Consider the following 13,417-nt stretch of genomic DNA (forward strand, 5'->3'; position numbering starts at 1 on the left):
AAATAGGGGGTTATCGAATATGGCTCTCCATTATCGTTGCCGGCATTGCGGAACTAAATTAGGTTCACTTGAGCATGACGCATTGACCGCGGAGCAGTTGGGGTTTAATCAACTTACTGATGAAGACCGTCAAGAGATGATCGTTTATGATTCCGAAGGGGATATGCATGTGAAGGCAATATGTGAAGAATGTTATAATTCACTGCAAAATAACCCAGAATATTATGAAAGCGATTATATTATTCATTAGCGGGAGAGGGCTTTGGACAAAAATCCAAAGCATTTTTCCGTTCATTTTAGTATATATGGATTGAAAAATAGAGAATAGGTTTGATTCGGTTATAGAGAGAGTAAATACAATCAAAAGGATTTACGCATGATCAAGAGAGGAGGGACAGACTGTGGATGGATTACAACACTTGTTCTCTAAACAAGATGATGTTCATTCGTTAATAGCAGGCATAGACGAAGGATTAAAAGAACAAATGGTATCTGGCTTGACTGGTTCTTCAAGATCACTTCTGCTGGCATCTGTATATGAGAAGACGAACAGACCAATCTTAGTAGTGACCCATAACCTACTACAAGCTCAAAAGTTCCAGGAGGATTTATCGAGTTTTATCCCGGAAGATGAGCTATTTATATATCCAGCCAATGAATTAATTGCTGCAGACATGAGTGTGGCCAGTCCTGAATTACGGGCACAACGCGTAGAAGCATTGAATTTCTGGGCAAAAGGTAAGAAAGGAATTGTCATTGCACCGATTCCTGGTGTCCGCAGAATACTTCCTCCGAAAGATGTTTGGAAGAAGCATCAGCTTTCCTTTAAATTAGGTGAAGAAATCAATCTGGAATCCACATTGGGTAAATTCATCGCTATGGGGTACAATCGGGCTGAAATGGTGTCTACCCCTGGGGAATTCAGCATCCGGGGCGGTATCATCGATATCTATCCGATAACGGATCCGGACCCTATTCGGATTGAGTTATTCGATACGGAGATTGATTCTATTAGAACGTTCTCATCAGAAGATCAGCGCTCCATTAAAAAGCTTCAGACCGTAACAATCGGCCCGGTTAGCGAAGCTCTATTGGAAACAATTCATATTGAATCCATTATTTCGAAACTTGAAAGCGGATTAAGTAAGAGCTTGAAAAAGGTAAAAGATGAAAAAACGAAAGAACAATTGGTCCAAACCATCAGCTATGAACTTGAGCAGCTTAAGGACGGTAATAAGCCTGATCAAATCTACAAATACCTAAGTTTAGCATATGATAAACCAGCTAGTTTAATAGATTATCTTCCCGTAAATGGATTGGTGTTCCTGGATGAAATCAGTAGAATCCAAGAACTTAATGATTCTTTGGAAAAGGAAGAGGCAACATGGTATACAGACCTTATAAGTCGGGGGCAGATTATCCATGATATACAAATGGCCCATCCAATGCATGAATTAATTGCAAAATCAAATCGGCCGTTTGTGTACCTTTCTTTGTTTTTACGTCATGTGCCGCATACGAACCCTCAAAACATCCTTAATTTTTCCAGTAAGCAAATGCAGAATTTCCATGGACAGATGAATGTATTCAAGGCAGAACTGGAACGTTGGAAAAAAGGGAATTTTACGGTGATCATTCTTGGGCAAGATGAGGAACGAGTAAAAAAGCTCCATTCCATATTAGCAGATTATGATATCGAAGCGGCAGAACTCCTGGATGCAAACAGCATCCTTCCTGGAAAGGTGCAGATATTACGCGGCAGCCTTAATAGCGGTTTTGAATTGCCAATGCAGAAATTCAGCATTATTACGGAAACTGAATTGTTTAATAAGAAGACAAAAAAGTCGATTCGCAGGCAAAAACTATCAAATGCGGAACGGATCAAAAGTTATTCCGAGTTGAAAATCGGTGATTACGTCGTTCATGTCAATCACGGGATTGGTAAATACTTAGGAATTGAAACGCTAACGATAAACGGGGTACATAAGGACTATCTGCATATCAAGTACCAAGCGGATGACAAATTATATGTTCCTGTTGATCAAATTAACCTTGTTCAAAAGTATGTTGGTTCAGAAGGTAAAGAACCGAAGCTTTATAAGTTAGGCGGAACAGAATGGAAACGTGTAAAAAGTAAGGTTCAGTCTTCTGTGGAGAACATTGCAGATGATCTAATTAAACTCTATGCAGAACGAGAAGCAGCAAAAGGTTATGCCTTTTCCCCTGACGGCGATATGCAGCGGCAATTCGAAACTTCATTCGCCTATAATGAAACGGAAGATCAACTGCGATCCATTACCGAGATTAAAAAGGATATGGAACGTGAAAGGCCGATGGACCGTTTGCTATGTGGTGATGTGGGTTATGGAAAGACGGAGGTGGCCATTCGTGCCGCTTTTAAAGCAATCATGGATGGTAAGCAGGTCGCTTTCCTTGTTCCGACCACGATTCTTGCTCAACAGCACTATGAAACATTGAGGGAGAGATTCCAGGAGTATCCAATATCCATAGGGCTAATGAGTCGCTTCCGTACAAAAAAACAGCAAACGGAAACGATAAAGGGAATAAAAGCTGGCACAGTGGACATCGTTGTCGGCACACACAGAATTCTATCTAAGGATTTGGTATATCGTGATTTAGGCTTGCTGGTGATTGATGAGGAACAACGCTTCGGTGTAACTCACAAAGAAAAAATAAAACGATTGAAAACCAATGTCGATGTATTGACTTTGACTGCTACGCCTATTCCAAGGACTCTTCATATGTCGATGCTGGGTGTTCGTGATTTATCCGTCATAGAGACACCTCCGGAAAATCGTTTTCCAATCCAGACCTATGTAATGGAGTATAACGGGGGCTTGGTCAAAGAAGCAATCGAACGTGAGTTAGCGAGAGATGGACAGGTTTATTTTTTATATAATAGGGTAGATGATATAGCAAGAAAAGCAGAAGAAATTTCCATGTTAGTACCGGACGCCCGCGTTACCTTTGCTCACGGACAAATGTCCGAGCAGGAGCTAGAAGCCGTCATGTTTGGTTTTCTAGAGGGAGAATATGATGTTTTAGTAAGCACAACCATCATAGAGACCGGTGTGGATATTCCCAATGTTAATACGCTCATCGTTAATGAAGCAGATAGAATGGGCCTTTCCCAGCTTTATCAGCTACGGGGACGAGTTGGACGTTCAAATCGTGTGGCCTATGCATTCTTTACTTATAGAAAAGATAAAGTGTTGACTGAAGTTGCCGAAAAACGTCTCCAATCTATTAAGGAATTCACCGAACTAGGATCAGGATTCAAAATTGCCATGCGGGATCTATCCATCAGGGGAGCAGGAAATATATTAGGTGCTCAACAGCATGGATTCATCGATTCAGTTGGTTTTGATTTATATTCTCAAATGTTACAAGAGGCTGTTGAGGCAAAACGTTCGGATAAACCAATCGAAGAAAAGTCTACACTTGAAATTGATGTTGAAATTGATGCATACATCCCAGATGCCTACATAATAGACGGACATCAGAAAATAGAAATGTATAAACGATTCAGAGGCGTTGCTTCTCTAGAAGAAGTTGAGGAATTAAAAGAGGAGATGCTCGATCGATTTGGCGAGTACCCGGAAGAGGTTGCTTATCTATTTTTAATCGCTGAAATGAAGGTGTTTGCTAATACGGCTGGTATTGAGAGCATCAAACAGCTTAAACAGGAAATCACCATCCTCCTTAGGGAAGAAGTAAGCAGCATCGTGGACGGTCAAAAGGTCTTTGAGCTTGGCTCGAAATACGGCCGTATGGTTGGCTTCGGTATGGACGGTAATCGAATGAAACTTGTTCTGCACATAAAAGGTGTAGAACAAACCAAGTGGTTACCTATACTTTTCGAGATGACCAAAGGCCTCCAGTTCGTCAAAAAAGAAATACAAGCGACAAAAAATTAATGAGAAGATGGTTCTCTTGAAGAAGCCTTCTGGCACACTTATAAAAAATACATCAAAAAGAAATATTTTTTCAAAGTGTATAGAACTTACCATTAGAAAAATACTAAGTTCAATAGCTGGTGATGTTTTTGCTTTACAAAAGAGGATATATCAAATCAATTAGATGAAAGTGAGGCAACATTAGATGAAAGCAACTGGTATCGTTCGGCGAATTGATGATTTAGGTAGAGTTGTCATCCCAAAAGAAATTCGAAGGACTCTCCGCATCCGTGAAGGTGACCCATTAGAAATCTTCGTGGACAGAGATGGAGAAGTCATTCTAAAGAAATACTCCCCTATTAGTGAACTAGGTGATTTTGCAAGAGAATATGCAGAAGCAATATATGATAGCCTAGGAAATCCAGTTATGATATGTGATCGTGATACTTACATTGCTGTAGCGGGCGGGTCTAAAAAAGACTATTTAAATAAAAGCATCAGTGACTTGGTAGAAAAAATCATGGAGGAAAGAAATCCTGTCCTTGAATCACCGAATGGACAAATTTCCTTCGTGGATTCAAATGATGAAGAAGTTCAATCTTATGCAGCAGCTCCGATCATAGCCAGTGGTGACCCGATAGGTGCGGTTCTGATTTTCTCTAAAGATGGCGCATTAGGTGAAGTTGAACAGAAGTCGGTTGAAACAGCAGCTAGTTTCCTTGCAAGGCAAATGGAACAGTAAGTCAGGAAATGCAATTATATATATGGATGTGTAAAGGGCAGCGATCGCTGTCCTTTTTGTTCTTTTAAAAAAAGATCATAACAGGGAGTCCCATGAATAAATGGAGTCGTGCTTTTGCTGGAGGATCGTGTTAAGAGGAGGGGACCCTGTAAGTAAAATAACTTCTACAAATTGTGCTATAATAACAACCACATATAAGTGAAAAGGGGAAAAAGAATGGCTGAAAAGCCTTATAAAACTTCAAGGGACATCTTTCGAGGAGCCTTGATTTTAAGTGCTGCGGCCATTATCGTGAAAATTTTGAGTGCAGCCTATCGCATTCCATATCAAAATGTCGCCGGGGATATCGGGTTCTATATTTATCAACAGGTATATCCTTTTTACGGAGTGGCTTTGACACTCTCTACGCTTGGTTTTCCCGTTGTTATATCAAAACTCATTGCAGAACGGGGCTCTTCCGAAAATGACTACACGATAAAAGACATTCTGTCGACTGCTTTGGTTGTTTTAGGTTCCATCGGTTTATTGTTATTCGTGGCTCTATTTCTCGGAGCAGATTGGATTGCGGGGATCATGAGAGACCCAGAGTTATCAGGGCTTTTGAAAATAATCGCATTTTCCTATTTACTCATGCCGTTTTCATCCGTTTTAAGAGGATTCTTTCAAGGGAAAAATGATATGATTCCCACGGCTGGCTCCCAGGTCGCTGAACAAAGTATCCGGGTTGTAACCATCCTTGTATTATCGACACTGTTTGTGCATATGGGCTATTCTCTGTATGATGTCGGTAAGGGCGCGGTCTTCGGTTCGATTACGGGAGGGATATCGGGGCTTGTTCTGTTGTTTGCCTTCGTGCTTTTGAGACGGGAGTGGAAGCTGTTTAAGCCAATGGGTGTTAAGAGGCCCCACTTCATTCGTATTTCCAGGAGCTTAATCTTTCAAGGTTTCGCCTTTTGTGTGACCGGGCTTATACTCATCCTGTTTCAATTTGTGGATTCCTTGCACCTCTACTCGCTATTGAGAGGGTCCGGGATGGGTGAAGGAGAAGCCAAAGGGTGGAAAGGGGTCTATGACCGGGGACAACCTTTGCTTCAGTTGGGGACCGTCGTGGCGAACTCTTTTGCATTGGCGCTTGTCCCTGTTATCTCCGGGTTTGTCCGGGACCGTAATGATCAAGAAATTCTAGGAAAGGTTAGATTGGTGTTGCGTGTGAGTGCAACGATTGGATTGGCTGCCGCCGTGGGTTTGATGGCAACGATGAGACCGGTCAATTACATGTTGTTCACAGACTCAAAAGGTACAGTCACCTTAGCCATCTATTCCATATCGATATTATTTACGTCACTAATCATGGCAAAAGCTGCGGTGATACAATGTCTGGGTCATTCGGTAGCCCCGGTAATCATCACGCTAATCGGGGTAGGGAGCAAGTGGCTATTAGATCTTGCCCTTATCCCTCGCTATCACATTGCAGGGGCGGCATGTGCTACCGTTCTGGCTTTCTTTATCATGACGATTTTGTTTTATATAGTAGTAAAGGTACATATCAAAAAGCCTTTATTTGAAAAGAGGCACCTGCATATTATTTTAGGAAGTACGGCTTGCATGGGATTGGCAGTCCTGCTATTCAATGAAGCATTCCGCTGGGTGATGCCACCTGAAGAAAGTAGGATGCTTGCTACATTCCAAGCATTAGGCGGAGTGGGCATGGGAGCGGTGATCTTTTTATTCATGATCATCCGTACTGGGTTGTTCACGGAAGAGGAGCTTGCCTTGATACCAGCAGGGTTAAAAGTTAAACGGCTTATTAAAAAGAAGAATCGAGGTACTGAAAATGTTGACGAATGAGATAACGATTATAGGTCTTGGTGCGGGCGATTTAGACCAGCTCCCATATGGAATCTATAAGAAACTGACTCAAACAAAGGAATGCTTCGTCCGGACAATGGACCACCCGGTCATCACGGATTTGACGGCGCTAGGAACTAAGTTCCTTTCTTTTGATTCAATATATGAAAAACATGACCAGTTCGAAGCTGTATACGAGGAAATATCAGAGACGTTATTAAGCGAAGCCATGAATGGTCCTGTTCTATACGCTGTACCAGGCCACCCGATGGTTGCCGAGAAGACGGTCCAGCTCTTACTGGAGAAAGGACCGGACCGTGGAGTTGCCATCAAGCTTGAAGGTGGTCAAAGCTTCCTTGATCCTCTATTCCAGGCCGTGAAGATTGATCCGATTGAAGGATTTCAACTTCTGGATGGAACGGATCTTTCCCCGGACGACTTACATATCCGGCAACACATGATCATCGGGCAGGTATACGATGCCTTCAGTGCTTCTAACGTGAAATTGACGCTGATGGAGAAGCTTCCTGATGACTATACAGTGTATATCGTAACAGCGGCAGGAAGTAGCGAGGAAAAGGTTACCCAATGTGCGCTTTATGAGTTAGATCGGCAAATGGAACTGAGCAACCTAACGAGTGTTTATGTACCGCCCGTTAAAGAAGAGGCCTTGCAGTACCGGGAATTTTCCAAGCTTCGTCAAATCATTGCGCAGCTTAGAGGACCTGATGGATGTCCGTGGGATAAGAAACAAACACATGATAGCCTAAAAAAATATTTAATAGAAGAGGCTTATGAACTGATAGACTCAATCGATGAAGAAGATGATGAAGGAATGATTGGGGAATTGGGGGACGTGCTGCTACAAGTGATGCTTCACGCGCAAATTGGTGAAGATGAAGGCATGTTCACTATAGATGATATAATTGGCGGGATTTCGGCTAAAATGGTCCGGCGCCATCCTCATGTGTTCGGAGATGTAGAAGTGAGTGGCGAGGAAGACGTTTTAGTGAACTGGCAGAAAATCAAAGAAGAAGAAAACGGACAAGACGCAGACAGGGATGTCTCCCTTTTAGATGGTGTGGAGAAATCACTGCCAAACTTGCTTCGTGCCGAGGATTATCAGAAAAGGGCAGCGAAGGTCGGGTTCGACTGGGGAGAGGTTTCCGAAGCATGGAAAAAGGTTATAGAAGAAGTGCAAGAATTTGAAGACGAAATGAAGGATCCTAACCCAAATAAAGATCGGATAAAGTCCGAATTGGGCGACCTCTTTTTTGCGCTTGTCAATGTTTCACGCTATTATGACATACAAGCAGAAGAAGCTGTCCATAAGGCAAATCTTAAGTTTTATAAACGGTTTACATATATAGAAGAATGTATCAAAAAGGAGGAAAAGAATTTCTCTGATTATACACTGGAGGAATTGGATTCCTATTGGAATGAAGCCAAAGCAAAAGGACTTTAAATTATAAGGGGATGTAAACATGCCAATGAGATTAGATAAATTCCTTAAGGTATCAAGATTAATCAAGCGAAGGACCCTTGCGAAAGAAGTTGCGGATAAAGGTCGTATCACCATCAATGGGCAACAGGCAAAGGCGAGTTCAAATGTAAAAGAGGGTGACGAATTAACGGTGCGTTTTGGTCAAAAGTTGGTTACCGTCCGCGTAGAGAAAATCCAGGAAACGACGAAGAAAGAAGCAGCCGCCGAGATGTTTTCAATCATTAAGGAAGAAAAGCTGGCAGAAGAGTAGGGACAGGCTTGTTCTAATTCATCCCATCTGCACATACACTTGTACAAAATCAATGGTATTGTGAGGGATGGAAATGAGCCAATATATTGATCCAAATGCTGGTTATACAAAAGGAACGATTCAGGAACATGATGTCACGATGAAGGGCCGTCGTTTATTGGATATTACCGGGGTGAAACAAGTGGAAAGTTTCGATAACGAAGAGTTTCTGCTTGAAACATCCATGGGCTTCTTATCTATTCGTGGACAAAATTTACAAATGAAGAATCTAGATGTGGATAAAGGGATTGTTTCAATCAAGGGGAAGGTATTTGACCTCGTATACTTAGATGAACAATCTGGGGAGAAAGCTAAAGGCTTCTTTGGCAAATTGTTCAAATGACCCTGACGATTCAATTTTATACGTTGCTTGCGATGATTGGAATGGGCAGTTTGTTTGGCGCTGCCCTAGATACGTATAACCATTTCTTGAAGCGTTCAGAGAGGAATAATTGGATTGTTTTCCTCCATGACTTTCTTTTCTGGATCATTCAAGGCCTAGTCATTTTTTATGTCCTGTTTTTAGTGAATGAGGGTGAGCTACGCCTCTATTTATTTTTGGCCTTATTATGCGGATTTTCTGCCTACCAAGCTCTTTTTAAAGATTTGTATCTTCGATTATTGTCATTTGTCATTTCTTTGGTGGTCAAGCTGTTTAGATTTCTAACAGAACTGGTCCGCCTGGTACTATTTGAGCCAATTAAATGGATAATCATGACCATGTTTGTATTCATCATGGGGATAGGCAAGGGTGTCGGAACGCTTTTAAAAGGGATAGGTAAAGTGATTCTCTTTGTATTAAATATATTCTGGAAGCCTCTAAAATGGATATTTTTAAAAATGTGGAATTTATTTCCGGTTTTTGTTACAAAAAATGGCGAGAAGTTTTATAATAAAGGCAAAGGGATTTTATTGAAAATGAAGAATTCTATTAGTGAGACAATCCATAAATGGAGAAAAAGAAGAAAATGAGGAGTGATAGGACCATGAGCAGCCTCAAGAAAAGGAATGTAGCAAAAATCGAAAATCCTTATGTCGCTCAACAAGAGAAAAAGGTACAAACAGTCAAAAAAAAGAAACGTGGTTTAGTCCGCCGACTAACGCTATATTCCGTTTTCGCTGCTATCTTTTTGATTGTGGCTGTGTCCACTCTCGTTACGCAGAATATTGCCTTAGATGAAAAAGTACAGCAAAAGGAAGAACTAGAAGGAAAGTTAGCGAAAATGGAAAAGAAAGAGACACTTCTTAAAGAAGAGATCGTAAAACTGAATGATGAGGAGTACATCGCAAAGATCGCGAGAAGGGATTACTTCCTATCAGATAAGGGAGAAGTCATCTTCAACCTTCCAAAGGCGAAGGAAGATAGCGACTAATATTGACACTATTTTTTTACTTTAGCTATAATATAAGTGAAGAGATTTTTTAACATTTCTAAGGAGGAACATTTTTTTTATGTCAATCGAAGTAGGCAGCAAGTTACAAGGAAAAGTAACGGGCATTACTAATTTTGGTGCATTTGTAGAGTTAGCCGAGGGTTCTACGGGTCTTGTCCATATCAGTGAAGTAGCGGATAATTATGTCAAAGATATTAATGACCATTTGAAGGTTGGGGACATAGTTGAAGTGAAAGTCATCAATGTGGAAAAGGACGGTAAAATTGGCTTATCCATAAAAAAAGCAATAGACCGACCTGAAGGAGAGAGAAAACCTGCGTATACACCACGTCCGCGCCAGGGAAGAGGGAATGATAATCGTTCGAAAGACTCTCGTTCTAAAGGGAATGGTTTTCAACCTAAGGAAAACTTTGAGCAAAAAATGGCTAAATTCTTAAAAGATAGCGAAGACCGCTTAACGACACTCAAGCGAAGCACCGAAACAAAGCGTGGAGGGCGCGGAGGAAGACGCGGATAAACTTGCTGCTGAAATGGATTAGCAACTTTTCTGTTAATAATTCATAGTATGAATACAAATATAGATCATGGATAAAGGCAAGCCTACTAGGCTTGCCTTCTTTTAATATAGTGATAGGTTCAAAAAACTGATCTTAGCTATGGCAAAAAGACTTATGCCAACTAAAAAGCGCCTCGGTTTACTCTCCTAATGAAGAGGGAACCGAGGCGCTTTTTTTTATGGGATGACCCGTACGGGAATCGAACCCGTGTTACCGCCGTGAAAGGGCGGTGTCTTAACCGCTTGACCAACGGGCCAGAATTAGTAAAAAGATAGCGGCAGAGGGGATCGAACCCCCGACCTCACGGGTATGAACCGTACGCTCTAGCCAGCTGAGCTACGCCGCCATAATGATAAGTGCTACTGAAGCACAAGTTATATCTTACAGTCGTGCTAGAGGATTGTCAACAGAAAAAAGAAAAAATGTCACTTTCCAAATTTAACTTAAATATTCAGGGCATTTTCCACAAAAATAACCTAAAAACTTTGCTTTTCTTCAGAAATAAAAGAACGCCTGTTCCTCTATTTAAGAAAAGCGTTTAAAAACCTGTATACAAATGAACGTTCAAGAAGAATTTCGTCGAACGTTTTTTAGTACGACTTATAAAATTCTGACAAAAAAATAGAGATGTCCTCTATATAATAAAAATCAATAATACGAATGGGGTGTTGAAATGGAGAAAATCGAAAGACCTATGATGGAACCGCTTGGAGATGTTCAGTTAAAGGAAGCGAAGGATGGTGCGATCAATTGGATTCAGACGCTTCAGGCAAAAACGGATGACATATTTATAAAGAAGGGAATTTCATTAGCCATTATCGGTTTTTTATTAGGACGAGCCTTGATTCTTTCACAATTATCACCATTTGCCCTTCCGTTTTTCGCTGCTGTGTTTCTCATGCGTCGTGATCGAGCGCCACTTGCACTATTCGGTTTAATTGCAGGGGGGCTGACCATTCATTACTCCAATAGTTTAGTGATCTTTGCATCCGCGTTCCTGCTCCTTCTTTTTAATAAGATTAAGAGACCGGGAGTTGAAGGACAGTTCAAGACGATGTCGATGTATGTGTTCGCTTCACTCTTCCTGGTCAACCTGGCCCAGCAATATCTGGTCTTCCGAACGATTCAGCTATACGACATGATGATGATCGGGGTGGAGGCGGGACTCGCAATGATTCTTACCCTAATATTCATACAGTCCATCCCGCTGCTATCCATACGTAAAAAATCGCAATCATTAAGGACGGAGGAAATCGTCAGTATAATCATCCTGCTTGCATCAGTGATGACCGGGACAATAGGCTGGATGATTTATGATTTATCTCTCGACCATATATTTTCACGATATCTGGTCCTCCTATTCGGGCTGGCAGGAGGGGCCGCCATAGGCTCCACTGTCGGCGTCGTCACCGGTTTAATATTTAGCCTGGCAAGCATCGCGAGTCTCTATCAAATGAGCCTCCTTGCCTTTTCGGGCTTGCTTGGGGGATTACTGAAGGAGGGAAGAAAGGTCGGCGTTGCCGCAGGCCTATTAATTGCAACGCTATTAATAGGCCTGTACGGAGAAGGAACCAACAATATTATGGTCACATTATATGAATCGCTTATTGCCGTCTTATTATTCGTATTAACACCGTCATCCATCATAAATAAAATTGCCAAGCATATACCCGGAACCGCTGAAAATTCAGATGAACAGCAGCAGTATGCCCGGAAAGTGAGGGACGTGACCGCCCAAAGGGTAGAACAGTTCTCACATGTATTCGAGGCGCTTTCCAATAGTTTCTCACAAGTCGATGAAAGAGGAAGAGTGGAGGAGGATGAAAAAGAGTTTGATTACTTTTTAAGCAATGTTACTGAAAAGACCTGTCAGATCTGTTTTAAGAAGGATCAATGCTGGGCCAAGAACTTTAATACAACCTATGATGGAATGCAGGAAATTATGATTCAATTGAGTGAAAATGATGGACAGCTTCCCCAAAAAACGTCAAAGGAGTGGGATAAGTACTGTACGAGAGGTCCGCAGGTCGTAGGGGCGATAGCCCAGGAACTTAATTATTACGAAGCCAATCAAAAACTGAAAAGGCAGGTGAAAGAGAGTAGGAGACTAGTAGCTGATCAGTTACGGGGTGTATCAGCCGTAATGGAGGACTTCGCCAAGGAAATTCAAAGGGAAAGGAAAAATCATCATCTACATGAGGAATCTATAATGGAGGCCATTCAGGATTTTGGTCTAAATATTGGGTATGTGGAGATTTACAGCCTTGAACAGGGAGGTGTCGATATAGAAATGAGCGTCCCTTACTGTCAAGGAAGGGGGGAATGCGAGAAATTGATTGCTCCTATGCTTTCCGATATTTTAGGGGAAACGATTGTTGTTCATTCTGAGGAATGTGCCAAGTATCCACAAGGGCAATGTGAGGTGATATTCAGGTCGGCAAAAAAATTCACGGTTGAAACGGGTGTAGCACATGCTGCAAAGGGAGGAGGGCTTGTATCAGGGGATAGTTATACGACAATGGAAATTGGCGCCGGGAAATATGCGATTGCCATAAGCGACGGGATGGGCAATGGGGAGAGGGCTCATTATGAAAGCACGGAAACATTGAAGTTACTTCAGAAATTTTTACAATCCGGAATAGAAGAAAAGATAGCCATAAAATCTGTAAACTCCGTATTATCTCTGCGAACGACTGATGAAATATTTTCTACTCTTGACCTAGTAATGATTGACCTTCAAGATGCAAAGGCTAGATTTTTAAAAATCTGTTCCATACCAAGCTTTATTAAGAGGGGGGATAAAATCATTAAAATAGAATCCAGTAACCTGCCAATGGGCATTATTCAAGAAGTTGATGTAGATGTCGTATCCGAGGAACTGAGGGATGGCGATATATTGATCATGATGAGTGATGGAGTGTTCGATGGCCCATCTCATGTGGAAAACATTGAGTTTTGGCTTAAACGGAAAATCAAGGAAATGGAAACGGACGACCCACAGGAAATATCTGATCTAATCCTAGAAGAAGTCATACGGACAAAAGGAGTCATAGATGACGACATGACAGTGGTCACTTCGAAAATCAAGCATAATACACCGAAATGGGCATCGATTCCCGTTTCGGCCAAACGAAAAAAAGCCCAATAGAGGAGGAGTGCCTATAAA

11 protein-coding genes and 2 tRNA genes are annotated in these 13,417 nt (G+C 41.6%); 11 read left to right on the top strand and 2 right to left on the bottom strand.

The annotated features are described in order from the left end of the window. Window positions 1–19: 19 nt before the first annotated feature. From ACQKL0_RS18980 to ACQKL0_RS19025, 10 genes are all read left to right on the top strand, one after another. Window positions 20–250: an anti-sigma-F factor Fin gene (locus tag ACQKL0_RS18980; protein ID WP_402875914.1), complete on the top strand. Its 231-nt coding sequence runs from the start codon at window positions 20–22 to the stop codon at window positions 248–250. Window positions 251–401: 151 nt separating this feature from the next. Further along, window positions 402–3,938 (top strand): transcription-repair coupling factor, encoded by a 3,537-nt coding sequence (gene mfd / locus ACQKL0_RS18985; RefSeq protein ID WP_427689062.1) that lies wholly within the window; start codon window positions 402–404, stop codon window positions 3,936–3,938. A gap of 184 nt (window positions 3,939–4,122) precedes the next feature. Next, complete coding sequence (gene spoVT, locus ACQKL0_RS18990) at window positions 4,123–4,659, top strand: stage V sporulation protein T (RefSeq protein WP_402875918.1); 537 nt, start codon at window positions 4,123–4,125, stop codon at window positions 4,657–4,659. A 216-nt stretch (window positions 4,660–4,875) separates the two neighbouring features. After that, entirely contained in the window at window positions 4,876–6,507 is a 1,632-nt protein-coding gene (locus ACQKL0_RS18995; protein WP_427689064.1) for a putative polysaccharide biosynthesis protein, read from the top strand. Further along, window positions 6,494–7,972 carry a nucleoside triphosphate pyrophosphohydrolase gene (mazG, locus tag ACQKL0_RS19000; protein WP_402875922.1) on the top strand — a complete coding sequence of 493 codons (1,479 nt, stop codon included), beginning with the start codon at window positions 6,494–6,496 and terminating at the stop codon, window positions 7,970–7,972. The genes ACQKL0_RS18995 and mazG overlap by 14 nt, the downstream gene beginning before the upstream one ends. 25 nt (window positions 7,973–7,997) lie before the next feature. Continuing rightward, window positions 7,998–8,261 carry an RNA-binding S4 domain-containing protein gene (locus ACQKL0_RS19005; protein ID WP_402875960.1) on the top strand — a complete coding sequence of 88 codons (264 nt, stop codon included), beginning with the start codon at window positions 7,998–8,000 and terminating at the stop codon, window positions 8,259–8,261. A 73-nt stretch (window positions 8,262–8,334) separates the two neighbouring features. Continuing rightward, the gene (gene yabP, locus ACQKL0_RS19010) at window positions 8,335–8,643 is read left to right on the top strand and encodes a sporulation protein YabP (protein ID WP_402875924.1); all 309 of its coding nucleotides are present in this window, start codon (window positions 8,335–8,337) and stop codon (window positions 8,641–8,643) included. Continuing rightward, entirely contained in the window at window positions 8,640–9,272 is a 633-nt protein-coding gene (gene yabQ, locus ACQKL0_RS19015) for a spore cortex biosynthesis protein YabQ (RefSeq protein ID WP_427689066.1), read from the top strand. The genes yabP and yabQ overlap by 4 nt, the downstream gene beginning before the upstream one ends. Before the next feature lie 14 nt (window positions 9,273–9,286). Beyond that, window positions 9,287–9,673 carry an FtsB family cell division protein gene (locus ACQKL0_RS19020; RefSeq protein WP_402991778.1) on the top strand — a complete coding sequence of 129 codons (387 nt, stop codon included), beginning with the start codon at window positions 9,287–9,289 and terminating at the stop codon, window positions 9,671–9,673. A gap of 79 nt (window positions 9,674–9,752) precedes the next feature. Beyond that, window positions 9,753–10,211: a S1 domain-containing RNA-binding protein gene (locus ACQKL0_RS19025; RefSeq protein WP_402875930.1), complete on the top strand. Its 459-nt coding sequence runs from the start codon at window positions 9,753–9,755 to the stop codon at window positions 10,209–10,211. 224 nt (window positions 10,212–10,435) lie between these two features. On the opposite strand, the gene ACQKL0_RS19030 is transcribed toward ACQKL0_RS19025, so the two are convergent. After that, a tRNA-Glu gene (locus ACQKL0_RS19030) sits at window positions 10,436–10,507 on the bottom strand. 16 nt (window positions 10,508–10,523) lie between these two features. After that, window positions 10,524–10,597: transfer RNA gene (locus tag ACQKL0_RS19035), tRNA-Met, on the bottom strand. A gap of 327 nt (window positions 10,598–10,924) precedes the next feature. Here ACQKL0_RS19035 and spoIIE point away from each other — a divergent pair. Further along, entirely contained in the window at window positions 10,925–13,399 is a 2,475-nt protein-coding gene (spoIIE, locus tag ACQKL0_RS19040) for a stage II sporulation protein E (protein WP_402875932.1), read from the top strand. The last annotated feature ends 18 nt before the right edge of the window (window positions 13,400–13,417 follow it).

The sequence above is a fragment of the Peribacillus sp. NPDC097264 genome, assembly GCF_050277925.1.
GTDB lineage: Bacteria > Bacillota > Bacilli > Bacillales > DSM-1321 > Peribacillus.

Excerpts from the sequence above, each read along its gene's own strand:
- ACQKL0_RS18980 (WP_402875914.1), top strand. The coding sequence starts at position 20 with ATGGCTCTCCATTATCGTTGCCGGCATTGCGGAACTAAATTAGGTTCA.
- spoVT (WP_402875918.1), top strand. The coding sequence starts at position 4,123 with ATGAAAGCAACTGGTATCGTTCGGCGAATTGATGATTTAGGTAGAGTT.
- ACQKL0_RS18995 (WP_427689064.1), top strand. The coding sequence starts at position 4,876 with ATGGCTGAAAAGCCTTATAAAACTTCAAGGGACATCTTTCGAGGAGCC.
- mazG (WP_402875922.1), top strand. The coding sequence starts at position 6,494 with ATGTTGACGAATGAGATAACGATTATAGGTCTTGGTGCGGGCGATTTA.
- ACQKL0_RS19005 (WP_402875960.1), top strand. The coding sequence starts at position 7,998 with ATGAGATTAGATAAATTCCTTAAGGTATCAAGATTAATCAAGCGAAGG.
- yabP (WP_402875924.1), top strand. The coding sequence starts at position 8,335 with ATGAGCCAATATATTGATCCAAATGCTGGTTATACAAAAGGAACGATT.
- yabQ (WP_427689066.1), top strand. The coding sequence starts at position 8,640 with ATGACCCTGACGATTCAATTTTATACGTTGCTTGCGATGATTGGAATG.
- ACQKL0_RS19020 (WP_402991778.1), top strand. The coding sequence starts at position 9,287 with ATGAGCAGCCTCAAGAAAAGGAATGTAGCAAAAATCGAAAATCCTTAT.
- ACQKL0_RS19025 (WP_402875930.1), top strand. The coding sequence starts at position 9,753 with ATGTCAATCGAAGTAGGCAGCAAGTTACAAGGAAAAGTAACGGGCATT.
- spoIIE (WP_402875932.1), top strand. The coding sequence starts at position 10,925 with ATGGAGAAAATCGAAAGACCTATGATGGAACCGCTTGGAGATGTTCAG.